The following is a 23,519-nucleotide window of genomic DNA, read 5'->3' on the forward strand; positions in this document are numbered from 1 at the left end:
TTCGATTAGAATTGTCGGAGTGTACGTTGTTGCGTTTGGGGTGTCTTGTATTGGTGGCTGGCTTTGCCTGTTCCGGCACTGGTGCTTCTGCACAGCAAGCAGCCAATCCCTTTGAAAGCGTTGGCGATCAAAATAGCCAGCGCGCCGAGAATCCCCTGTCGGAACAATCGGTGTTGCCAGTGGCTCAAAATCGACAGGCAAACTCAGTAGTCGATGGGGATGCCATTATGATTGGTGCCATAAATATCGATAGCGAACTGCCTATTGCCGCGGAAAGGCTCGCCTCGGGATATGAGCAATATATTGGGCAAAGCGCCACACAAGAAGTGCTGAAGTCACTGGCCAGCTCCGTGTCCGAGATGGCGCGCCAGGAAGGTTATATTTTTGCCAGTGCGTTTATACCTCCGCAATCGGTCGAAGTTGGCGTCGTAAAGGTCCGACTGGATCCGGGCGCCATTGACGAAGTGCGGATCATTGGCTCGCGCAACAAAAAATTGCGCAGAATATTGCTGAAACTGAAATGCGAAGCCGCCCAATCAGAACTTGTCGAGCAACAGTTGCTACTCGCTGGTGATCTGCCAGATATTACAGTTCGAAATACAACCTATCTGCGGGAAGAAGGTCGCGGGGTGCTCGTCGTCACGGTCCGCGAACAGAAGGCTCGCGGCTATGCTGCGCTGGATAATTACGGGCCGGATGCTCTCGGCCCTGTCCGCGCCCGTTTGCAGCTCGATATAGCTGGCCTGCTAACCGACAGTGACGTGCTGACGAGCAGCGTCATCACCACTGTTGCCCAGCCCAAAGAGCTCAACTTCGTGAGTTTGAAATATGCCAACACAATTGGCGATGGCGATACTGTTGTCGGTTTTTCCGTTTCCGCTGGGCGGACACAGTCGGGCGGCCGTTTACGGTCACTCGATTATACAGGTCGCAGTCGATTTGCGTCTATCTTCGCTAGCCAGTCGCTTAAACGCAGCAATGATTTCAATCTCTGGCTCAATGCAGAGCTCGCCTATCTTGAAGTTGAACAGTCGCAGGACGGTGTCCGGTTCCAGGACGACAAGATCGCGACGGCTGCACTCAATTTTACCGGTAATCACAAAATCGGTTCTGGCCGCATTTACGGCGGCATCGGTGTGACCCGTGGGCTTGGCATATTGGGCGCGAGCCGCCGAGGCGACCCCCTGAACTCTCGGTTCAATGGCAGCGGCGAGTTCACAAAGGCGAATGCCTGGGTCAACGCCATTCTGGACTTTGGTCACGGCTTCGGAGCGCGTATCGCCGGAAATGGTCAAATCGCTTCGCGCCCTCTACTGTCTGCTAATGAGATAGCGATCGGCGGTCCCTATTTCGGCAAAGGTTATGATTTCAGCGAACGTTTTGGCGATGAAGGCATCATGGGCCTTGCGGAGTTGCGCAAAGGTTTTGACAACGTCACAAATTGGCTGGACTGGGTCCAGCTATACGGGTTTGTCGACGGCGGTTATGTTACCAATATCGACACCGGCTTTGGTGACGGATCCCTTTCATCTGCTGGCGGAGGTATCCGTACGCAGATGGGGCCAGTGGACTTCAACATCGAAACCGCCATGCCAATCAATGAAGACCGTTTCGAAAGCGCTGACCGATCTCCCAAAATCAATGTCCAGGTCGGTGTGCGGTTCTGACGAATTCCGGGGTTCGCTTTTTCGCACATGAAACGGATTCAAAAAATCACTTCCGCTTTGCGCCCCAAATCCAGACGTTTAGATGACGTCCGTTTGATCTCGAAAGCGGACGCTGGAAACGTCGCAAAAATACTCGCTAGAATTCCCATTGTACAAGGGCGAAGAGCTGTGCATCGGCATGGGAGTTCAGATCGAACGCACCACCCAGCCCGATGGATAGGTCATTGTCGAATTCATAGGTAATACCGGCAGACAGCAAGTGTTCGGATTCTGATTCTATAACGTCATTCTGTTTTTCGCGTTCGTTTTCCCACAGATATTCTGCGACCAGGAATAGTCCTTCTGTGGGGGAGTAAGCCAATCCAGCTCCGAGTGCATATTCACGCAACGAAAAATCCTCACCATCCTGCCGGGCATTGGGAACCGCTTCATATTCTGCAAGCGCATGAACAAAAAAATCGGTGGTCAGCGCCTTGCTGAGCCGGGCGCTCAGTTGATATCCGACACCGCCATTACCCGGGCCACTATCATTTTCGCCGACTGGAACGGTCAGGGCTGCACCAATTGTAAATTCAGGAATATTGTCACCGTTATCCTTGAGCAGCGCGTAATCCAGCCCAATTTCGGGATCGCCAATGCCGCCGCTTCGGCTATCTCTGAGAGGCAGTTCCGCAAAAACTTGCAGGCGATCGGTCAGACCATATTCGAGCTCGAACTCCCATTGTCTTTCATCCGCCCCTTCGAGTGCTTGGCCTAGCGATACACCGATCTGCCATTCTCCCTTTTCCTGCGTATAGGCTTCCTCAAGCAGGAAGAGCATTTCCTGTCCCCCAAATTCATTTTCCGTATCAGATGCACCGGCTTTTTGCGGGACAAGCATGATCGATCCGACTAGGCCAAGGGCAACGCATAAGCGGAGACCAGCATGGATCCGAGAGAGGCTTTCAGGCGATCCCGTTACTTCTTTCCCGGATGATATCGAAAAGGCCTCAGTCACACGATTTCGAAAGCCGATAGCCGCGGCCACGCACAGTTTCGATATGAGGTGCTTTGGGATTGCAATCAATTTTCTTGCGCAGCTTGGCGATATAAACATCCACAACATTGGTCAGTGGGTCGGTATCCATCCCCCAAACATTGCTCAATATCCGTTCGCGACTGAACAATTCCCCGGGTTTGCTCATCAGAAGCTCCAGAATTGCGAGCTCCTTGTCAGTCAAGGTCAGTTCTTTGTCGCAGCACCATACGCGCACGGCTTTGAGGTCAAATCTCAGATCATCGACCTCAAGTATGCTATTGCCCTCGCTATAGCCGATGGCGCGGCGTCCCAGCGCCTCTATCCTTGCAACCAGCTCGTCGAAAGAAAATGGCTTGGTCATATAATCATCAGCACCCATGCGGAGGCCGGTGATTTTGTCATTCATAGAATCCATGGCGGTCAACATCATAATCGGTGTCGAGACGCCTTCGCTGCGCAACGCTTGACAGATTTGGGTTCCGGACATGTCCGGCAGCATCAAATCCAGAATAATGACTTCATATTCATTGGCTTGCGCATCCCGATATCCGGCCACGCCATTATCAATCAGCTTGACCACATAGCCTTCAGATTTCAGACCACGACTGATAAAGTCGCCCACGCGCAGATCATCCTCAACAATCAAAATTCTCATGACACGACCCTCATCTGCTTTTCTGCCGGGAGAACAACCGTCGCCGAGATGATGTCATTGTCCTTCTGCTCAATGGCGATGGTCCCATCATGAGCTTCGACAATAGCCTTCGCAACCGGAAGCCCCAATCCAGTGCCTTCATCGATCTCTCCGGCATTGCCTCCGCGGTAAAAACGATTAAAAATATAGCGCATATCCTCCTCACTGACCGCGTCGGAAACGTTGTCGACGGTAATTGCAATCCCTCCGGGCGATCGATTCAAATAGATCAAAATCTCGCTGTCTAGAGGCGCATATCGAATGGCATTATCGAGTAAAATGGCAAGAACTTGGCCAATCCGGCCTTGATCCCCTGAAACGATTAGCCCGGATATATTCCGCTCCATCTCCATTGAGATATTCTTGCGGGCTGCGAGCGCTTCGAACGCGTGGTGTTTCTCTTCAACCAGCCGGACTATGTCCAGCGGCTTTCTGACCAGTTTCAATTCCCCGGCCTGAGAGCGTGCGACAAATAGCAAGTCATCGATCAAGCGCCCTGTGTGAATGGCCTGATCGACGATAAGCTGCAGGCTGGACTCATATTCTTCCGCCGTCTTCTTCTTTCCTCTCAGGCTGATCTCGGCCTCTCCCCGGATGACAGTGAGTGGTGTTCGCAATTCATGGCTGATGTCGGCAAATAGCCTTTTCCGGCCCTCATCTTTCTCGACCAAAGATTTGTTGGCCTGTTCCAGCTCTTCGGTGCGCGAAGAAACTGTTGCCTCGAGATCGGCGTTGGCAGTCAGAAGCTTTTCCTGCGCAGATCCGATCTGCTCTGCCATTCGGTGGAACCGGTGCCCCAAATAGTCAAATTCGCGCGCCGGCAAATGGGGTATTTTATAGTCAAAGCGGTTCTGGCCATAGTTATCCAGGCCTTCCTGCAGTTGGTTCATGGACCGGTTGAAGATATGCGCGAGCTGCAGCACTGCGGGCATGATAAAAAGCAATGCCAGTGCGATGATGATGCTGGCGAAAATCTTCAGTTGTTGCCCGAGAGCTTCGATATCGCGTTGTGCTTCATTGATTTCCGATCGTTCTTCCGCAAGCAGAGCGTTGATGGATTCCGAAAATTGGCTTTCAATCTGGCTCGACAAAACGGCGATAAATCGTTCTTGGGCCATTTCCGTTTGGCCGGAATCTCGGAGCAGCAAAATCTCGTCAAACTGGTTGATTGCCCTACCAATCAACCTTTCCAACCCTGCCAGCTCTTCCAGCTCCTGCGCTTCATCTTCGATTTTTCCGACCAGCTCCACTTCCTTGGCAATATTTTGCCGGGCCATGTCGAGCTGGGTCTGGATCTGCAATTTTACTTCGGTGATGTGCGCAATCGAACTGTTCGGTGGTTGATAGACTGCCACGGTCATTTTTTTTACCAGTCGCTCGGTGAGCATTGCTGCTTCGCTGTAACTGTGGACGACATCGTTCGCGAGCTGGTTGCGTTCGAACAACAGACTGGATCGGGTGGTGCCGTAGAAATTTGCTATGCTGGCAGAAATTGCCAGCATCAGCAAGGCACCGAGCGTCGTAAACAACCGCACACGAAACGACATTTTCAATTTGCGCGAGTTAAAGAACATTTGCGGAAATCTTCCACTAAACGGGGGGTTCATGTTTGCCACCTTCCGGGATTCGCTCTGACCAGCATGTTAAAATAGGACTGTCCTGTGAATATGGCATGACAAACACTCCTACCTCGTCTTTAAAAGGCCAACTGAAACCGAGTTGCCAAAGCATCAACGGATTCCGAAAATCCAAAGCGACCCGGATTGGCCCTTGCGTGCACATAGTTTAGCGCGATTTTCACATTTTTTCCCAGATACCAATTGGTGCCCATACTGATATTCATTTCCTTGCCGCCGGTTACTGGGCCGTCCTCAAGGTCCAGGAAGCTTATCCTTGCGGCCAGTTCCACCGCTCCCCATTTTCCGGATGGCCGTATTGTTCCGAAGCTTCCGCTCGACAGGCTGAACCGCTGCCGTTCGCCCGTCAGGACATAAGCAGCTTCAAGCGACCCGCCCGAGAATTCAGGATTGCCGAGATCGGTGGAATCATTGAATCGGTGCAAATATTGGCCTGTTACAACAAACGGCCCCTGAGCGAATCCGGCCTCGACAGCGATATTTGTATAACCATCTACATTCCGAAGATTGCCGGTGTCGATCAGGCGGGTAAAGCTTAGGCCAAGTTCCGGCGTCGAACGCACGCGGGTTCGGGCTCCGGCGTTTAGATTGCGGTGATCAATGGCGGTGGCCGCAAATAGAGTTTTGCTGCGCTCTCTGATCGGTGCCCAGACCAGTTTTCCGACCAGACTTGTTCCATCTTCCCTCGGCTGCCTGTCATCCCCGGCATCAATCGCATTGCCAAGATAGGCGACCGTTGCGGCGATATTGTCGCCGGCGTAGGTGGCCGAGGCTCCGGCACGAAAGTTCGGCGCCAGTGCGGCCGAAAGCGATCTTTCGAGGAACTTCAGATTGTTCGAGCTTTTTTGTCTTTCGCCGAGAAACGGCGTTGTAAAGTTTCCCGCACGGATCGTTAGATTGTCGATGCCGCTGTAGGAAAGCCAGACATTGCGCAAGCCGGTAGAGATGCCTCCAACATCTGTGTCAAATTTCGCACGCCAGTCATCGCCAATCTCGACCGTGGCATCCAAGCGCAAGCGGCGTATATCGACTTCATCCTCGATATTCGTGACGTCGCTGTCCGAAACCACTGCGTCAAGATGAAGTCGCCCTCCCAGGGTCAGGCGAAACTCTCCGGACTCCAGTTCAATACCGTCAGAGCCCGCGTTAATCTCCCCTGCCAAGGCAGAAGCCGGCAAGCAACTCGCAAGGCCGCCAACGAACACGCAGAGAACCTGTTTCAAGAGCTCTGGCTTTCATCAGTTTCCGGCGGTGCAGGGACTTCATCAAGCAATTGATCGAGAACGAGGCGACCATAGCCCTTGGTCTCAAAATTCCTGCGAAACCCATGACGCAGACCCTTCAACACCTGCAGTTTGATGCTGCAATCGGATGGGAGTTCCGCATTCATCGCCCTGACCCACGTCTGGGCTCTGATAACCCGAGTGCGACCTTGCAGATAGTCGATCTGTTTGTCTTGATTCAGTGACGCGCTGCGACCGGTATCGTTATCACCGACCAATACCAGCACTTCGGCATTGCAAAATCCGTCCAGAGAAAGCGACCGATCTCCCAGGTTCTTGGACTGTCCAAACCCTAGCGGATAAGAGTAGCCGCCATAGGGCATCGTGTACCAACCAGGCGCGAAAAGAACTGCCCGGCCAACAATATCAGGATGCAGCATCATCAACCGATGAAGAAACTGGCCACCGCCAGAATAACCAACTGCACGGATCGTTGAAAGGTCAAGATCCTCGATTTCGCGCAGTTCATCTATCAGTTCCATCAACGCGATGTCGGGTGCAGGATTATGCCCATGTGACCGGACTTGCTGATAGCGGCGAAACTTCTTGCGGGTGAAATGCGGGACGACGATGGTCATACCCTTTTCTTCCGCCAGTTCCTGTAAAACCACGGCATGCTGCAGCGCGTTGCGCGTATAGCCATGGATTGAAAAGATCACCTTTTCAGCCTGCCCGAAAGTTTGCCGCGGTCGATAGATGAAATAGGAAAGCCCGCAAGGTCCTCGCGTAGTCAAGGCCATGATACGCCCGCGGATGTGTATTCGGTCCCTTATGTCCGGAGAGGGAATATCATCTTCTCTTACAGTTAGTTTCTCGAGATAAGCCATATCCATGTCTTTCTATTTTTGAAGGTTCGGCAAGGCCGGTTTGCGTTTGTTGATCATCCTTGTCGCGATCCAGCGCCGGGCCGCGTTGCTTGGCGAGGGTCCAGATGTCATCTGCCATGCCGAGCAGATGCTGATCATGGGTGGCCATTATGACCGTGCCTTCGAAAGTACTGATCACCCGTCGTAATGCTGCAATGCCAAGTTCATCCAGATTCTGCTCTGGTTCGTCCAACAACAGCACCCTGGGATTGCAGACGAGAGCACGGGCGAGAATGATGCGGGCGCGTTCTCCCGCGCTCAAATTCGTGCCCTGCTCATGCACTGCACGTTCCGAATGCAACGCGGCATAGGGATTATCGATTGCTATTCCGGCTCTATATGCTGCCCGGCGAATATCTTCCGGTGAGGCTTTAACGCATCCATAGGCGATATTCGACCAAATGGTGCCGCGCATCAGCGGCATCAGACTGGATGCAATCGAGATCGTTCTACGCAATTCGCCGGTGCGGACTGACAATATGTCACGGCCATCCAGCCGGATAGAGCCAGCGTCAGGATCAATGAGACGCTGGGCCAATCTCAACAAAGTTGTTTTGCCACTACCGCTAATGCCTTTGACAGCAATCACTGCCCCCGGGCTGGCTGTGGCGGAGAACTCCCGGATGACCGTACCCGAGGAAACATTATCAAAGCGCAGCTCGCCTTTGACATTCTGCAAGGGCTTGCGGCTGGAGGAAGGAAAAATGGCTGGACCCCGTTGAAAGATCGAACCGATCTTTTCACGCGCAACGCCCGCATCTTTCCAATATTCGAACAATCGCCCAAATCCGCTCAGCGCCGGGGTTGCAAGCGTCAAAATCCCGAAAGCCGCCACAATTTCTCCCATGGTCGCCGTTGCGCTATATATTGCAAAGGCACCTACTCCCATCGCCGCGACCAGTGTCAGACTGGTAACCAGATAGGCCAGAGCGCGGACAAGTCCGGTCGCAGATGCCCGAGCCACCATAGCGTTTTTCAGGCTCTTTGATTGCCGGCGGAGCTTCTTGCGCTCTGTACGCCGTTGTCCGAAGGCCTGGATCATCACCATGTTGCCTAGTTTCTCTGCGATATTGCTAGCGATATTGCCTCGGCGGCGGCGCGCCTCGCGAATGGTATGATCCACATGTTTGCCGGTCAGTAAAATGGATGCAGCGCCCACAAACATCACAACCAGAGAAACCAGTCCGATCATCGGATTGATAACGGTTAGAAATGCCAGCGCGCCCACCAAAATCGTCATGGCAACTATGGCGCTTGCGATACCCATGCTGATCCATTGGCGCAGAGCCGTCAGATCATTCACAAAACGCAGCATCACTACTCCTTTGCGGAGCTCCTCGATGCCCTGGGCGGACATGCTGCTGATATGACTAAAAATTCGCATCCGCGTTTCGAAGACATAGTCCTGACCAAGTCTTTCCATATCGATGCGTTCGCGCCATTTCAGAGCGGCAATGACCAACGCCAGGGCCGCCATGATAGCTGCTGGTGCAACCAAAGTGGTCAGACCGGAAGCTGCATGTTGCATCGCATCAAATTGGAACTTCAATGCTAGACCAATGCCACCTATGGCCGCCGCCTGCGCGAAACCATTCAGGACCAATATGGTCAGGATGGTTCCGCGATTGCGGTTAACTAGCTGCGGTAAACCGGCTGTCATCGGAATATTCCCTTGCAAGTCCAAAGCCTTCGACGGTTTCCACGGAAACCGGCGTTTTCGCAATTCGGGCGGGTTTCATGATTGTACTCAGGACCTGCTCATTTTGTGCGAACTCACTCAGCGTCAGCGCCGGCAAACCGGTGGCCTTTGCGGCTTCTTTCGCGGCCAGATCAGAGGCCGTCAGAGCACCCGATATGGCGCTGGGTATCAAACCCAATGCCCGAATGTGCCGAACACCGGCCAGTGCACCCATGGGATCGCCGCTGGCGAACAACACACTGTCAACCATCGCTTGGAATCTCGGCGACTTCATCAGCAGATCAGTTTCGGTCTGGAACAGTCCATCGGCGATTTCGGCGATGATGATGTCACAGGTTTTGCTGGCCTCGGCGTAGAGCTTTTGTGCGATTGTTTCGAGCTGAGCCAGAGTAAGGCCAACCGTTGCGGCATGGCCAGCATCGGTGAAATCGATCGTAACCTTGGCACCGGAGTCCTTATAAAACCAAAGATCGCCGCCAGCGCCTGTGCCGGTTATCTTGATCGCACCCACTTTAAGGCCGGCCTGTTTTGCTGCTCTGATAATGGCGGCAACGGTGGTGGTCTTACCGGCGTTCATACCGGATCCAACCACAAGCGCCATATGAGGTCGGACCGCACGCCCGACGGCTGCCTGTTCAAGCGCATAGTCCATCACGTTCATGGCACTGCCGTCGGCCCTGCACAGAATTCCGAGCGGCTCGATAGCAGTTGGTTTTTTGGTGCTGCTGTGCCGTGAAATCAAGCTGGCGGCTATGCCACCGGCAGCTACCAAAGAACAAGGTTCAACGCTGTCCGGCACGCGGCCTTCGAACTGATCCGTCGCATAGCGGTTTGAATAGGCGACAATGATCATATCGCCAGGAAACATCCGCGCGCGCCGACCATCTGGCTGCTCTATACGCTGGTGATGCCCAATCTTGCTCACCCGAGCAACGCAAAGATCTCCATTTCGCGGTTTCAGGTCGCTGCGATAGCCTTTGGCATCACTGATGCGAACATTCCTTGTAACAAAAGCCCGCTTGGCGGTCTTGAAATTCATACTCTCCATCGTCTTGATACTCATGATAAAAACCCTTTCAGTCATGCAATCCGCTTTGACCCTGATGAGATCGCCGCTCAGTAATTGCCCCGCCCCCTGATCTTCGAAAAGTGACAGCAGTGTAAACGGGAGAAGGCGGCTTTTAAGTGCCCCTTCACTCTGGTTTCATGGAATTTTCACGTTGATGACGGCAGGCTGAACCATTGCGTGAACGGCAAATGAACTGCTGATTTTTGTTAACTGGGCAGCAAGAATCCGCAAACTGATCCTCGTTGTCGAATCATATGATCCGACTCGATACCGTCCGATGAAATCGAACAGATTTGAAAATTCCAATCGCTCGACGATTAATACCGCAGCGGCCTCTAGAGAGCCCGATCCAATTCTACTTCGATTAGTTGCTCATGCATTTGCAGCTCAGGGTTTTCTGGTTCGTCGAGAACCATCCCCCATGATTTCGGAATACAACCAAAGGCACATTCAACAGCTAGCTCGCATAAGCTATCTGGCACCTGATATTATCTCGGCAATAGTTGATGGTACTCAGCCCGTCGATTTGACTGGTCGCAAGATCTTGCGCATTGGCAATGTTCCGCTCTGCTGGAAAGCACAGCGCCAGCTCCTCGGTTTCAACTAGAGCGCAAAACCGCCTAAATCCAAATGTGCATCTGGTGCCAGCGTTTTGGGCCATCGAGATAAATGGGCTTTTGTGGCAGTGTTCGGCGCTGACAAATGGTCTCTCTTCGACAGTATAAAGCGGGCCCTATCGCTAACCTGCGGAAATATGGCTACTATTCATGCGCACAAACGCAAAATCCGGAGACAATGAAAACTTGGGAAAAAAGTGGTGCGCGGTGCAGTCTGTCGAGAACGGGTCTCGGTTGGAGTTTGCCTATTATTGGGTGCCAATAACAGGGAATTTTCAGTTTTTTTGGACAGGACTACAACGAATCCTCGGTCAACCATTTAGAATATATGGTTTTTTGACCAAATCTCCCGATTGATATCAGGGAATCGTTTTTCCAGTATCAGGGAAGTTTGTGCGCTTGATCAGGGTAATCGCAACCTTGAACAGGGATTTCAGATTCCCTGTTCGAGATACCTTCCTTCTAAGGTTTTCCAGCTAATGAGCAGTTTGGTAGTGAGGGAACGGTGACATTGTACCGATTTCCAAAAACTACTGTTAATGTTCGTTTTCGAGATAAAGCAGCCGCAGCGCCAATGTCCGCTAAGGGCGCAAAAACGGGCAGCGGATTCGGGCTGCGCCCAATCGAATCTCCAACATATAAGTCGATTACTTGGAAATCGGCCATAGATCGAAACTTTTCTCACCCACTCTCGTCTAATTGTTTCTGCCTACAATTTTACGGACAAATATGGATCAAGAATCATATCACAAAAAACGTAAAAACGTTGCTCTAGCTGAAGGCCTTGTTTCTTTTGTTTCGATGGGCGCTGGGCCGCCCGCAGTCTTTATTCATGGGTTGATGCTTAACAATGCTGTTTGGCGACCGCTGATAAATAAATTAAGGTTTGTTCGAGAATGCTTCGCACCAGATTTACTAGCGCACGGCCGAACCCAAGCGGCTGAGGGTCAAGACCTTTCTCTGGATAGTCAGGCGGAAATGATAGCAAATTTTTGCCGAACTTTGGGTCATGACAAAGTTGACATTATCGCGAGCGATTTTGGAGGTGCAGTTGCGCAATTATTCGTGATCAAATACCCCAAAATGGTACGGAGTATGAGTCTAACGAACTGCGACGTGCATTATAATCTCGGGCCACCCGCAGACCTGCGGCGTATTATTCCATTAGCAAAAGATGGACAATTGGGAAATCTCATAGCGTCAATGATGTCCAATATTGATCTGGCTCGCAGTCAGTTTCCCGGACGCGGCTTTCAAAATCCCGAAAATCTGAAACAGGAAGATATCGCAGAACTGCTTGAACCGTGTTTTGGAAGCGAGAATGGAAGAAAGCAATTCGAACGGTTTATTTTGTCCCTGTCCGAAGATGAACTGGCAAAATATGAACCGCAACTAAAGGAACTGAAGACTCCATCCTTGCTCGTTTGGGGAACTGAAGACAGTTACTTCGGGCTTCCCTGGGCTTTCTGGTTACGTGACACTTTAGGCGGGAGCGTGACGTTAGTGGAAATTGAACGAGGAGGCTTGTTCATACAAATGGAACGCACGCATGAGGTGAGCGAGGCCATAAATTTGTTTTGGGAAAAACAATAACTCAGGAGGAAAATAACATGGAACTATACGCTCTTATTGTATTTGGAATTGCGGCGCTAGGTGGAATCTACATGGCGGTTAAAATACTTGGTGGAAATCTAGCGCCTTGGAGCGTCTCACTTCTGCATGCAGGATTGGGCGCAGGAGGATTGCTGTTATTGATCGCAGCCTATTTGCAAGGATCTCCAGGTATAGTAACGCCACTAGCAATATTGGTTGCCGCGGCACTTGGTGGCTTTTTACTTGCCTCCTATCATCTACGCAAAGCATTGCCTCCTAAAGCCATAGTGGTGGTGCATGCTCTGGCAGCGGTTGCAGGCGTACTGACTCTAATACCTCTGGCTCTGGGCTGATCGAAAGGATGATAAAATTGCACCCATTGCATCCAGCGCTGGCGCATTTCCCGATCGGCGCCCTTGGCATTGGTACTGGTTTAGATGTTACAGCCGGCTTAGATATTCACTCTGAAACCTTGTGGCCAATTTCAACGCTTTTGCTGGTGATTGGCATTGCAACAGCAGTTCTTACAATTGCGGCTGGGATATGGGATTTTGGGAAACTGCTCAAAACACAATCAACTCTGTTTGACAATATCGTTCGACATGCTGCCATTATGATATGCAGCTGGTGTATATATATTTTTGCCGTCATATTGAGGTTTGAGGACGGAGAATTGGGTTTTCTTACGGGCCTACCGGTGGGGCTTTCGGTTGCAGGTTTGGCAACTTTGATGATCGGAGGTTGGTACGGGGGTGATTTAGTCTATGGGCACAGCGCCAACGTGAACAGAGGAATATGTGAAAATATAGATACGCCTTAATAGAACCGGAATAAAAATAGAACCTATCACTTTGTTCTTAGGTCATATATTGGACGTAAAAAGACTAGGCAAAAACCCGGCCAATTTACCGCGTCGTTTTCGATGATTTTTAGTTATTGATCGAAATATCCTTGGAGACAAATGCATTAATAAGCTGGCCAGGAACCATAACTGCTGATTTACCGGTAATGATACCTGAAACCAGAAGAGCAGCAGCAGTGTTACCACGTCCTTCCTGACGATGCTTTCCGCGCAAAGCATATTCAGTCCCATCGACTGCAACTTTGTCAAAGGTGATTTCAAACTTTGCTGATTTGCCAAAAATACCTTTGCCCGTGCGCCATGTTACGGTTCCTTCAACAGGAGCGTTGAGCGGAATAACAGTCACGCCATTGCTAGTGACGGCTTCGGCAACACGGAAATTCCGCTTCGTTCCTTCTTTCATCTTTTTGGAAGTAATTTCCTCGATTGGCGTAACAACTACGATTGTATCGGCCGGAATTACAATTGTTCCGATAGCTAAAGCCTTCAAGCTCTGCTGCGCTTGCGCGAACGATACCCCAGACATTGCGATTGATGATGCTGCGATTAGGTTTAAAAACTGTTTCATATTGTTCCTCTTACTCTGCGTTTCATCGTTTGGACCTGCGCCCGAACACGATTTCATCAAAAGTGGATCTGTTATCCAACAAGTTGAAAGAACCGATTTTGCAGACCCGTATCGGTTTCAAAACAACCCGTGAACCGGCTGGTGATTGTGTCAACATCATGTTTGTGCACACCTCGTGTAGACATGCATTGATGTTCCGCAGAAATCATAACTGCGACTCCTTTGGGTTTGAGAACCGCATCGAGCGTATTTGCGATTTGGGTCGTTAGTTTTTCCTGAATCTGCAAACGCTTGGAATAAACTTCCACCAATCTCGCCAATTTTGAGATGCCAACAACTCTTGAGTCAGGCTGATAGGCAACATGTGCTGTGCCAATAATTGGTGCCATATGATGCTCACAGTAACTTTCCAGGCGAACACCGCGCAGAAGAACAAGGTCGTTATAACCTTCAACCTCTTCAAAAGTCTTCGACAGGATCTCGGCTGGATCCTGATTATAACCAGAAAACCATTCTTCAAATGCTTTTACCACTCGCGCTGGCGTCTCTAGCAAGCCTTCTCGGTCTGGATTATCGCCGGCCCAACGGATTAGCTGTCGAACAGACAGTTCAGCTTCTGCGCGGGACACATGGCTTTCATCATTCTCGTTACTGCTATAAATTTGCGCAGGTGTTTTTAGTGCGGTTGGCGCCACATCAAGTCTCCATATTTACACGTTGGGTCTTCTTATTCGCTAGCTCAATCCAACTTCTATTTGGCCTTGCGAGACACTGATTTTAGATATGCAATAATGGCTGAACGTTCATCCGCTTTGGTCAGACGAAAACCCATTGATGTTCCCGGCGCAAGCTTCGATGGGTTTGCTAGCCAAGCGTCAAGGTTTTTAGCCGTCCAAGTCAGTTTGGATTTTTTGAGCGCATTGCTGTATCTGAATCCGGATACAGTTCCGGCTCGTTTACCGACAATATTTCTGTGACGCGGACCTACCCTATTTTTATCCAGCGAGTGGCACGCACCGCATTTGGCCTGATATAGTTTCTTTCCAGCAGCGGCATGATTGGACGCCGCAGCCATGGTGACCGGCAATGCAAGAGAAGGGATGGAGGGAGCTATCTCTGCTACATTGCCGGCCACATGGCGGGTTTGCTGCTGGGATTGCGACCCGTTAGCCAGCAATATTCCGCCAATCACTGTTGTTGTCAGTCCAATGCCGACCCAGGTGCTTGCTTTGGTACCCATAGTTACTATTCCAAATTGCGCTAAAGTTCTGAAAGCTAGCCAAACATAAGAGGGGCTTTGGGGATTGATTCCCCCAACGCACTCGCAAGAATAGCAGCATGAAATGCTTCATCTCCGGCCATTTGCGCTGCCACTTGGTGGAAGTCATTCCCGAGTGACGGTATCAGTCCAAGATAGGCGTTCGCTGCACCGCGCTCGAGTTTTAATGCAAGACGCAAAACATCCTCTTGATTTTTTAAAGAAGCAACGCCGAGAGCCTCTACATAATGATCTTGAGATTGCTCCTCTGTTGCTGTTCCGCCAAGCTGCTCCACCGCTTTGATAAGTAGGTCACGGTGGCCTTTGTGATGGCCTTGGAACGTAACTCCAATTTCAACAACCGCAGGTTGCAGTAAACCGCTTGTGGCAGCTATTTGATATGCCGCTATTCCTTCATGCTCCAACGCTATTGCTGCATTCAGTATTTCGACATCCTGGCTTGTAGCACCTGCGCTGGTCGGCGCTGCGGCATATGAGCAACCGCTGACGATCATGGCCAGTCCGGCAACGGATAGCGTCTTGCTAGCCCCGCCAATTAATGCACGGCGCGAGGGCATTGTAAGTTCACTTGCAGTCATTCTTCTTCTCCAGTTTTATGGGGGCAAATTTCACCGACAATTCGGGTGGTCATGGCCTCACAGTCGACTCCAGCAAACGTTATTGTATCGTCAAAAACGTCACCGAATTCTGCTTCGATGTCTTTTCGCAGCAAGCGTCTTGCACGAAACAGGCGGGTTTTTACTGTGGCAGGGGGAATTTCCATTACTTCAGCAGTTTCTGTAATGGACATGCCTTCAATATCCCTAAAAACAAAAACTGTCCGATACGGATCCGGCAAACGCCGAACGGCTGATTTCAAAAACTTTGACAGTTCAGCGCGGGCTAGCTGAGAACTTGGCAAATCACTGGCCTCGCTATTGGATGAATAATTGGATCGATAGGCATCAATGATCGCGATATCCTGACTTTCGAGCGCCTTCATCTTACGATCGTTGGATCGCTTTCGATCGATTGCCGTGTTTAATACTATTCTCGTTAGCCATGTAGAAAGTGACGATTTTCCTTCAAATCTCTGCAATGAACGAAATGCCCTCAGATAAGATTCCTGGACCACATCTTCGGCATCAGCATGATTTCGCAAAACACTCCATGCCGCCCTAAACATACGTTGATTGTTACGCTTGGTAACCAATGTAACTGCAATCTCATCGCGGAGAGCAGCACGCTGCGCCAGCTGGATATCACTCATCTCTTCATAGTCCTGCGCAACACTATTCATATCGGCATCCTTTGTATTCACCCCGTTTGACGACATATGTTGTCAAAGGTTCCCGAGTTTCCAAATTATCATGTCGCCGCCGAAAAGTACCTTGCAAAAAGACGGGTAGATCAGGTCTTTTACCATACCGATCTTTTAGACCTTGGATTCACCAATTGACCTTTCATCAACAATTTTGACCAATTTATCGCGGCCACCAGCTTTGGTTTTTGAAAAAAACTGTGGAACAACCTTGCGCAATAGCGGCAGTCTACGTCGTTGTTCGAAATATATTATGAGATGGCCTTGGGTATTACTCATACCGAAGGGAAGAATGCGTTTGTCCGCTGGATCAAAGCCAGCTTTTTCGATTGCCTGTACCAGCCAGTAATCTTGCTCAGCCCAATCTTCATCGAGCCATTCAGTTCGCATATATTCCCACCGGTCCGACCAATCTAACGGCGCGAGCAGCGCATCTTGTGCGCTTACTGGTTTTCCATCGGAATATTCGAAAGCTATTGTTTCACCAGTGTCTTCTTCTATCCAAAAAAACGCTGGCTGATCTTCACATGCTGTCGGGTCCCATATAATATAGGCGATCCCATCGCCAACATTGACATAAACCACACGCACGCGATCATAAAACGCACGGACGTCGGTGCCTTTCGCGGGAAGATATTCAGGGGGTGTTCCTTCAGCAATTTCTGCCTCAGTTACACTAGGCCATCTGGCGCTCTCTTTTTCCGACTGCCACCTGCTAGCCGGGCCCTCATAGTAACTGTCGGTATTGACTATGGCCCTGCGTGTCACGAATGCCAAGAGTTCTGGTGGCACCGGTACACCTAACTCCTTTGCAACGCGTGCAGCCATATCCCGGACAGGGAGCTCTCTGTGTTCGATTGTAAATTCATATGATGTAGAATTTGGCGAAAGTTTGGCGATGTTGCTTTGGTATCGGTCCAGCCGTGCGCCAAAATCCAACGTTCTATCGCGGAGAATTCCTGTCCACGGCGACAGATCGACCGGAACAAACGTGGCGTCAAAATTACCAGTTCTGTTGACACTCTTTATCTGCCCTTTGACCCGTATAGGCATGGTGTCGCAAATTTCAATTTCACAGCCGGTGCTGATCATACTGCTTTGTTGATCAATCACGTTGAGACCTTGATCAGCCAACAACTCCTCGCCTTGTGCAATTCTGATATGAAGCTGAAAAGGCGCGACCGCGCTCACAAAAAGTGGCACTTTGAATTGGTGCTCCGCTCGATCAGCTTTCAAACAAGAGTTCATTCGGACAAATCCTAAAAGTTCTTCAGATGCTACAGGTTGGACGCGTAAAACTCCGAAAAGTTTCGTTTATTAGAAGGCGGTACTTCAATTTTATTCGATTGGGGTAATCACGATCAGAGTGAGCTAGGCGGAAAAACTGTGTTCGGATTACATCCATTGCCGGGGATTGGTCTGAAACGCCCTGATTTCTGAAACGCTCTGATTATTGATAGGGCGCCAACAGTGTTTTCCAATCCGCTGGAACCTTTTCAAATTCTAGTCGTCAAACTTGAAACTGGAATTGAGCTCTTGATCAACGGTAAAAGCATGGAGATTAATGTAATGCGCGATACATTGCCGCGAATTTTATCCGTTTTCAGTGCTGCGGTAATGCTACTACTTCCCGCGCAGGCTGGCGTCCAGCCATCAAAACCAAGCAATGTCAAAGAGTTTTACGTTCACTCGGTTCATTTTGATGGCAACGCCAATATTAATGGAGATGAATCACATCCACCCGAACCATTTCCGGATAGTCGTTTACCCAAAGGTGGTGGGCTTCAACTAACATCACCGGACGATCGTGGTCGCTGGAAGATGCGGTCTTTTGTATTTGCTCCCTCTCAGATGACCGTATTCTCTGGTGACCATGTTCGGCTGAATTTTGTTGGAGTTCACGGCCCCAAACATTCAATTCTGATAACGGGGCCAAAAATAAATGAGATGGTCGAAGTGACACGAGGGACGATGAAAACGGTTGATTTTTTCGCCGCAGACCCCGGTGAAGTTTCAATCTATTGCCATGACCACCGGCCTTCGATGACGGCTACTGTGTTGGTCCTTAAGCGGTGATTTCGTACATCGCGGACGTGACTATGGATGAAAATCTAGGAGATTAGGATGACTGTCAATTCAAAATTCAAACATTTTCTAGCGATGGCCTTGTTGTGGGGCTTTGCTGACTTGGCCGCTGCCGAAGAAAATGACAACTTCGCACCAGTGGCTACCACCAATGAAGTCGCCAGCGAAGCCGAAGGTCGATTTTTCGCCATTCCTACATTTAAAAATGCCTATATCGATACAACCCCGATCAGCAAAAAAGATGGGCTTGTCGTTGGTGAGCTTGGTGTCGATGGCGGCAACAAAGACATGATTGTCAATCTGGCACAGGAGATTGCTGACGGTAAGCTTGGCAAATTTGATAGCCTGCTGATCACCCACAAAGGTAAGCTTTTGTTTGAGTCTTACTACTTGCGCGGCCGTATTGATCTGCCTCACCCCCAAGCGTCCGCAACCAAATCCTACACCAGCATGGCGATTGGTCGTGCTATAGAAATGGGTTATCTGACCATGGCTGACTTGGATAAACCGTTAGTAGGTTTTCTGAAGGATCTGGATTCCTCAAAATTTGCCCCAGGTGCTGAAAAAATCACCCTTAATCAGGCAATGACGATGCGCTCGGGTATTCGCGTCAGTAAAGAGAAAACCGAGGAGCTTGAAGCAAATGCCAACCGCTTAACAACCCTGGAGATGATTCAAGCTTACCTTGAGCATAGTGCGCCCATTAGTTCGGATTCTCAAAGTTTTGATTACAATGGGATAGACCCCATGATGGTCATGCAGGTCCTTGATGCGGCCGTACCCGGCACAGCCAACGATTTTATCAAAACCGAACTTCTCGATAAACTGGGCATCGCAAAATACAGTTGGCGGACCGCCATCGGCGGACTGCCAAGAAGCGGCAATGGGTCAGGCATGACATCTCGCAATATGGTAAAATGGGGCACTCTGGTCATGAGCAAAGGTAAATGGAATGGTGAACAACTGATTTCTGAAGCGTTTGTCGCCAAAGCGGCCTCGAGGATTACCCAAGTCAGCGATGAGGGTGCCTTCTTTAACGGCGATAACATTTCTAATCCTGGTTACGGCTATTATTTGTGGCAGACCGACATGAAAGTCGGTGGCAAAATCTATTCTACGGCATCTGCTCAGGGTGCATTTGGACAGTTCATCATTGCGATTGATGAACTTGATTTGGTGGTTGTGGCCACAGCCCATGACAATGAATTCAACACGATGCAAATGGTGGCCGAGAGGGTATTGCCAGCTTTTACGAATTGAGCATGAATCAAAACTATGATGGGTGATGTTATGAGATTTAAAAAGTGCTTCCTAGGGATTTTCTTGCTTCTATTTCCGTTTGCGACTGCGCAGGCAAACGAACAAAAACCATATGACATGCCGCGAACACAGGTAGTACCAATCCACGATAGCGGTGCCGATAGGCAATATGAACTCTACATAAAATTGCCGGAAGACTACGCAAAAAACACTGATACGAAATATCCAGTAATCTACGCCACAGATGCTGTCTGGCATATGGAAATGTTGTCCGGTGCTACCGAATATTTGATGCCGGAAGTTATTCTGGTTGGGATATCATGGCAGCAAAACCTAGGAGGCGAAACGGCCCACGAAAGCCGGTTTCGGGACTACTCGATAGTCAAGTCAAGAAACTCTGAACTTCAAGACAAATATCAATTTGGACAGGCGGCAAGGCATCTTTCGTTTATTCGCGATGATGTTATTCAATATGTGGAAAGCAGTTATCGCACAAAACCGGGGGAACGCACGTATTTTGGCTACTCACTAGGCGGAGTGTTTGGTGCGTATATCCTTTTGGCCAAACCGGGCAGTTTCGATAACTATATTATTGGCAGTCCTGCCCTCAATTCGGCAGCTATGGCGCGGTTGGAAATGTTAGAAACCGAATTGAATTCCATTCAATATCCACCAAATACAGGTGTCTTTCTATCCATCGGAGAGCTAGAAAAAGATAAGATGGACCGCACCAAAAGTCTGGGTTCGGCCTTTCGGCAAAAGGGAAACTCGGGCTTAAATTTTGCTGGGTTGACAATCATCGATGACTCTAACCATGGCTCCGCATTTCCGGAGACCGTTATACGAGGCATAAGGTGGCTATCAGAACGAAGTAGCGATCCAGGCCGGTATCTCGGACAAAAGCCTCCTGGTCTGACGCCCGAAGTCTTTGCGCCGGGTATTGTTTCTACAAAAGGTTGGGAAGTTGGAGGTGTCTTCACGCCCGATATGAATGAGTTTTACTATATTAGAGAGAATGGGCTGAGCGGAGCACAGGAATTTGTTGTTTTTACAAATGAAAACAACCGATGGCAGGAAGCAGTGATATCGCCCCGAGTCGGCCAGCCATTCATCTCTCCTGATGGAAAAGTCATGCATCTGGGCAAGCGGTACAAAGAACGCACCAAGACCGGATGGTCCGAATTAAAAAGCTTGGGCTCTCCTTTCGAAGAGATACGCATTATGCGACTTACTACTTCATCCAAGGGCACTTATGTTTTTGATGAAGCAACCAGAGACGGCAATGGTGTTCTTCGTTATTCGCGAAAGCTGGATGGAAAACGTGAAGACCCGAAACCGCTCCCAAAAGAAATCAATACCGGAAGATGGAATGCGCACCCTTTTATTGCTCCGGATGAGAGCTACATTATCTGGGATGGTCAAAGAGATAGCCCTGTTCGGAACGCCGATCTTTTTATCAGTTTCCGAAAGCCTGATGGTTCTTGGGGCGAAGCAATTAAGATGGGCGATACTATTAACACAGTGGCTGGAGAATTCGGGGCAAGGGTGACTCCTGATGGAAAATACCTTTTCTTCCAGCGAGATATTACCTCAGATAAATATAGAAATGTCGACATCTTCTGGGTTAATGCCAGCGTTATCGAGGACCTAAAACCCAAATAAATACCGTCCGAATCGGAAGGAAGCGGTCATGTCCACTAAGGGAGCAAAATGGGAATCAGAAGAGTAACGATCCAATAATACTGGAGGTGTTTTGGACAGCAGTGGTGCTCTGAACACGGTATAGTTCAAGTGGAGGTGGTGCCATCCACCTGTTCAACTGTGAGTGTGGTATCACCCGGGCCGTAAAAGCCCTCACCTAACAGCAGCCCGCATGACCAAGTGGATTGCGATTCGAGCTCAAAGCGGTCTAACCAATCCGTGTAGGCATCAAGTGCCTTCTCATCACCTTTCATCGCCAGTTCGCGCAATCGCATGAACAATAGATCGATGGTTTTTACCTGCTTGGTTTCACCGCCAATGGTCACGCGGTGCTCTTCGTCGGCAATCTCGCGTAATATGGTAGCCTTGTTGTTTGCCCCTTTCGGTCGACCTCTGGGGTTGCCGCTATTGCCAGGTGCAAACTGTCGGTCTTTAGGGGGCTTGCCGTAACCCGCTGAGCTTTGATCACTGTCTTTATCAGTCATGGGATACTCCATATTTTGAAATAGGATCGGTTTGCGATTCATCCATCGGCAAGCCATCATCCGGTCCATCCCAGGGCGGCGGCCCTTCCTTCTGGAATCTTTCCATGAACTCTTGGCTGTCATATCGCCGCGGTATGCGCAGAACGGAATGATGTTTCTTATCATTAGGTCGCTTTACCAAGCCTGCTTGATCGAACATTTCGATCGCCTTCAGGAGTTTCCGCGTCGATGTAGTCTTTAGCGCTTCCTGGGTCTTTTTACGTAAACCAGCTTCCAGCGCCGATAGATTCTTCGTCTTACCATTGGATTTAACCGTCACCGGTTCCGCCAAAATCATACTTGGATCATGAACCGGCTCCTGTTTGCGTTTTTTAGGGCGGCCGTAAGGATTACCACTCTCTCCTTTTTGGAACTGACTGTGCTTTGGCGGTTTTTTGTAGCCCACATCATATTCTTTAGGCATCGGCCAATTCCTTCTCATCAGCCACTTCAGCGCGGGCATTAAAAGTCTCACCGGTGCCGTGCAGTACAGCCGCCTCACCTGTTTCTTCCTGCATGCGTCGAACAATTACATCGCAATAGGCAGGATCTACCTCCAGGCCATATCCGACACGGCTAGCTCGATGCGCCGCGACCAGCGTGGTCCCACTGCCGGCAAAGGCATCCAGAATGATCCCGCCACGTTTGGAACAATCCAATATGGCATCTTCGGCCATTGCTATCGGCTTGACCGTGGGATGCGTGGCTAGATCTTCATCCCGGCTGTCACCGAAGCTATTAATGCCCTGATATTGCCAAACATTGGTCCGGTTCCGCCCATGTTTGCCGAGCTCCACATTGTTGATGTGCGGGGCCGTGCCTTTTTTGTAAACGAATACCAGCTCATGCTGTGATCTATAAAGCGAACCCATGCCGCCGTTGGTCTTGGTCCAGACACACAGGTTTTTGAGCTCATCATAGGAAGTACTTCCAGCTGACAGCAGCTCGGTCATATGCCTCCAGTCCATACAAACATAGTGGATTGAGCCATCAATTGACGCGGCAGCAACATGACCAAGCGCTGATTTCAGGAAATCTTCAAATTGCTGTTCGGTCATTTCGCCCGATGCCATGTCAAACTCACGGTGCTGGACGGTGCCCAGACCGCAAACATGTCCTGAAATAGGTACATTATAAGGTGGATCGGTAAAGACCATCTGCGCCGGATTGGAACCTTCAAACAGTGCGTCGAAAGATTGTCTATGCGTAGCATCACCGCAATAGAGGCGATGCTTTCCAATGGTCCACAAATCGCCTGGCCGCGTCACCGCTGGGCCATCGGATATTTCCGGAACATCCGGTTCTTCCGTCTCCGGCTCAATCACGAGCATCCCGTCAATCTCGGCCATTTCAAAGCCTGTGATGGTGAGTTCAAAATCAAGATCCAGGCAGTCGAGATATTGGAACTCGAGCGCCAGAATATCAGGATCCCAACCTGCATTTTCTGCAAGTTTGTTGTCTGCAATGACATAAGCTCGCACCTGCGCTTCGCTTAGATGATCGAGGCAAAGCGTTGGGACTTCCGATATGTCCAGCAGCTTGGCGGCTTCAACGCGGCTGTGACCTGCAATTATCTGGCCGTTTGCATCAATCAGAACAGGATTGGTAAATCCAAATTGCTCCATGCTGGCAGCGATTTGTCTAATCTGCGCCGGCGAATGGGTACGCGCATTGCGCTTGGCGGGTTTGAGGCCTGTGACTTGACGGGCTATAATATTTGATATGTCTTTCATGACAAACTCCAAAAAGGTTTCGTTGCCAGGCCACTGAATTGTGCGCGAACCGCTTAGCACGATC

23 protein-coding genes are annotated in these 23,519 nt (G+C 50.1%); 7 read left to right on the top strand and 16 right to left on the bottom strand.

Annotated features, from left to right (window positions below):
- The first annotated feature begins 26 nt into the window (after positions 1-26).
- The gene (locus tag DK507_RS03175) at positions 27-1,667 is read left to right on the top strand and encodes a ShlB/FhaC/HecB family hemolysin secretion/activation protein (RefSeq protein ID WP_162558864.1); all 1,641 of its coding nucleotides are present in this window, start codon (positions 27-29) and stop codon (positions 1,665-1,667) included.
- Positions 1,668-1,803: 136 nt separating this feature from the next.
- On the opposite strand, the gene DK507_RS03180 is transcribed toward DK507_RS03175, so the two are convergent.
- From DK507_RS03180 to DK507_RS03210, 7 genes are all read right to left on the bottom strand, one after another.
- Positions 1,804-2,547: a transporter gene (locus DK507_RS03180; RefSeq protein WP_162558865.1), complete on the bottom strand. Its 744-nt coding sequence runs from the start codon at positions 2,545-2,547 to the stop codon at positions 1,804-1,806.
- Positions 2,548-2,656: 109 nt separating this feature from the next.
- The gene (locus tag DK507_RS03185) at positions 2,657-3,340 is read right to left on the bottom strand and encodes a response regulator transcription factor (protein ID WP_109354730.1); all 684 of its coding nucleotides are present in this window, start codon (positions 3,338-3,340) and stop codon (positions 2,657-2,659) included.
- Positions 3,337-4,986, bottom strand: a complete 1,650-nt coding sequence (locus tag DK507_RS03190; RefSeq protein ID WP_109354731.1) for a sensor histidine kinase KdpD — start codon at positions 4,984-4,986, stop codon at positions 3,337-3,339. The genes DK507_RS03185 and DK507_RS03190 overlap by 4 nt, the downstream gene beginning before the upstream one ends.
- A gap of 89 nt (positions 4,987-5,075) precedes the next feature.
- Positions 5,076-6,239, bottom strand: a complete 1,164-nt coding sequence (locus DK507_RS03195; RefSeq protein ID WP_109354732.1) for an OprO/OprP family phosphate-selective porin — start codon at positions 6,237-6,239, stop codon at positions 5,076-5,078.
- The gene (locus DK507_RS03200) at positions 6,236-7,126 is read right to left on the bottom strand and encodes an alpha/beta fold hydrolase (protein WP_162558866.1); all 891 of its coding nucleotides are present in this window, start codon (positions 7,124-7,126) and stop codon (positions 6,236-6,238) included. The genes DK507_RS03195 and DK507_RS03200 overlap by 4 nt, the downstream gene beginning before the upstream one ends.
- On the bottom strand, positions 7,089-8,825 hold the full coding sequence (locus tag DK507_RS03205) for an ABC transporter ATP-binding protein (protein WP_109354734.1): 1,737 nt from the start codon (positions 8,823-8,825) through the stop codon (positions 7,089-7,091). The genes DK507_RS03200 and DK507_RS03205 overlap by 38 nt, the downstream gene beginning before the upstream one ends.
- Positions 8,797-9,927: a DUF1611 domain-containing protein gene (locus tag DK507_RS03210; RefSeq protein WP_162558867.1), complete on the bottom strand. Its 1,131-nt coding sequence runs from the start codon at positions 9,925-9,927 to the stop codon at positions 8,797-8,799. The genes DK507_RS03205 and DK507_RS03210 overlap by 29 nt, the downstream gene beginning before the upstream one ends.
- A 1,352-nt stretch (positions 9,928-11,279) precedes the next feature.
- Between DK507_RS03210 and DK507_RS03220 the strand changes: the two genes are divergently transcribed.
- Genes DK507_RS03220 through DK507_RS03230 form a run of 3 tightly spaced genes read left to right on the top strand, consistent with a single transcriptional unit; the run spans position 11,280 to position 12,963 of the window.
- Positions 11,280-12,143 (top strand): alpha/beta fold hydrolase, encoded by an 864-nt coding sequence (locus DK507_RS03220; protein WP_109354737.1) that lies wholly within the window; start codon positions 11,280-11,282, stop codon positions 12,141-12,143.
- 17 nt (positions 12,144-12,160) lie between these two features.
- On the top strand, positions 12,161-12,496 hold the full coding sequence (locus tag DK507_RS03225) for a hypothetical protein (protein WP_174209013.1): 336 nt from the start codon (positions 12,161-12,163) through the stop codon (positions 12,494-12,496).
- An 8-nt stretch (positions 12,497-12,504) separates the two neighbouring features.
- A complete protein-coding gene (locus DK507_RS03230; protein ID WP_109354741.1) occupies positions 12,505-12,963 on the top strand; it encodes a DUF2231 domain-containing protein in 459 nt (152 codons plus the stop codon).
- Between the two features lie 109 nt (positions 12,964-13,072).
- On the opposite strand, the gene DK507_RS03235 is transcribed toward DK507_RS03230, so the two are convergent.
- The 6 genes from DK507_RS03235 to DK507_RS03260 all read right to left on the bottom strand — a co-directional run bounded on the left by DK507_RS03235 (position 13,073) and on the right by DK507_RS03260 (position 17,400).
- Positions 13,073-13,573 (bottom strand): hypothetical protein, encoded by a 501-nt coding sequence (locus DK507_RS03235; RefSeq protein ID WP_109354742.1) that lies wholly within the window; start codon positions 13,571-13,573, stop codon positions 13,073-13,075.
- Positions 13,574-13,644: 71 nt separating this feature from the next.
- The gene (gene folE / locus DK507_RS03240) at positions 13,645-14,268 is read right to left on the bottom strand and encodes a GTP cyclohydrolase I FolE (RefSeq protein ID WP_367889545.1); all 624 of its coding nucleotides are present in this window, start codon (positions 14,266-14,268) and stop codon (positions 13,645-13,647) included.
- A gap of 56 nt (positions 14,269-14,324) precedes the next feature.
- Positions 14,325-14,813: a cytochrome c family protein gene (locus tag DK507_RS03245; protein ID WP_109354744.1), complete on the bottom strand. Its 489-nt coding sequence runs from the start codon at positions 14,811-14,813 to the stop codon at positions 14,325-14,327.
- 35 nt (positions 14,814-14,848) lie between these two features.
- Positions 14,849-15,430: a ferritin-like domain-containing protein gene (locus DK507_RS03250; RefSeq protein WP_109354745.1), complete on the bottom strand. Its 582-nt coding sequence runs from the start codon at positions 15,428-15,430 to the stop codon at positions 14,849-14,851.
- Positions 15,427-16,131, bottom strand: a complete 705-nt coding sequence (locus tag DK507_RS03255; protein WP_162558868.1) for an RNA polymerase sigma factor — start codon at positions 16,129-16,131, stop codon at positions 15,427-15,429. Before DK507_RS03255 ends, DK507_RS03250 begins: the two co-directional genes overlap by 4 nt.
- 135 nt (positions 16,132-16,266) lie before the next feature.
- The gene (locus tag DK507_RS03260; RefSeq protein WP_109354747.1) at positions 16,267-17,400 is read right to left on the bottom strand and encodes a hypothetical protein; all 1,134 of its coding nucleotides are present in this window, start codon (positions 17,398-17,400) and stop codon (positions 16,267-16,269) included.
- Positions 17,401-17,622: 222 nt separating this feature from the next.
- Here DK507_RS03260 and DK507_RS03265 point away from each other — a divergent pair, with 222 nt between their 5' ends.
- The 3 genes from DK507_RS03265 to DK507_RS03275 are packed head-to-tail and all read left to right on the top strand — an operon-like array spanning position 17,623 to position 21,159.
- On the top strand, positions 17,623-18,228 hold the full coding sequence (locus DK507_RS03265) for a hypothetical protein (protein WP_109354748.1): 606 nt from the start codon (positions 17,623-17,625) through the stop codon (positions 18,226-18,228).
- Between the two features lie 48 nt (positions 18,229-18,276).
- A complete protein-coding gene (locus tag DK507_RS03270) occupies positions 18,277-19,497 on the top strand; it encodes a serine hydrolase (RefSeq protein ID WP_109354749.1) in 1,221 nt (406 codons plus the stop codon).
- A 15-nt stretch (positions 19,498-19,512) separates the two neighbouring features.
- Entirely contained in the window at positions 19,513-21,159 is a 1,647-nt protein-coding gene (locus tag DK507_RS03275) for an alpha/beta hydrolase-fold protein (protein WP_216822324.1), read from the top strand.
- A gap of 125 nt (positions 21,160-21,284) precedes the next feature.
- Here the strand turns inward: DK507_RS03275 and DK507_RS03280 are convergent, their stop codons facing one another.
- From DK507_RS03280 to DK507_RS03290, 3 genes are read right to left on the bottom strand one after another with little or no spacing between them, the layout of a single operon-like run.
- Positions 21,285-21,683: a DUF5681 domain-containing protein gene (locus DK507_RS03280; protein WP_109354750.1), complete on the bottom strand. Its 399-nt coding sequence runs from the start codon at positions 21,681-21,683 to the stop codon at positions 21,285-21,287.
- Complete coding sequence (locus DK507_RS03285) at positions 21,676-22,146, bottom strand: DUF5681 domain-containing protein (protein ID WP_109354751.1); 471 nt, start codon at positions 22,144-22,146, stop codon at positions 21,676-21,678. Before DK507_RS03285 ends, DK507_RS03280 begins: the two co-directional genes overlap by 8 nt.
- Entirely contained in the window at positions 22,139-23,455 is a 1,317-nt protein-coding gene (locus tag DK507_RS03290) for a DNA methyltransferase (protein WP_109354752.1), read from the bottom strand. The genes DK507_RS03285 and DK507_RS03290 overlap by 8 nt, the downstream gene beginning before the upstream one ends.
- Positions 23,456-23,519: the final 64 nt, after the last annotated feature.

The organism is Sphingorhabdus sp. EL138, assembly GCF_900258045.1.
Lineage (GTDB): Bacteria > Pseudomonadota > Alphaproteobacteria > Sphingomonadales > Sphingomonadaceae > Parasphingorhabdus.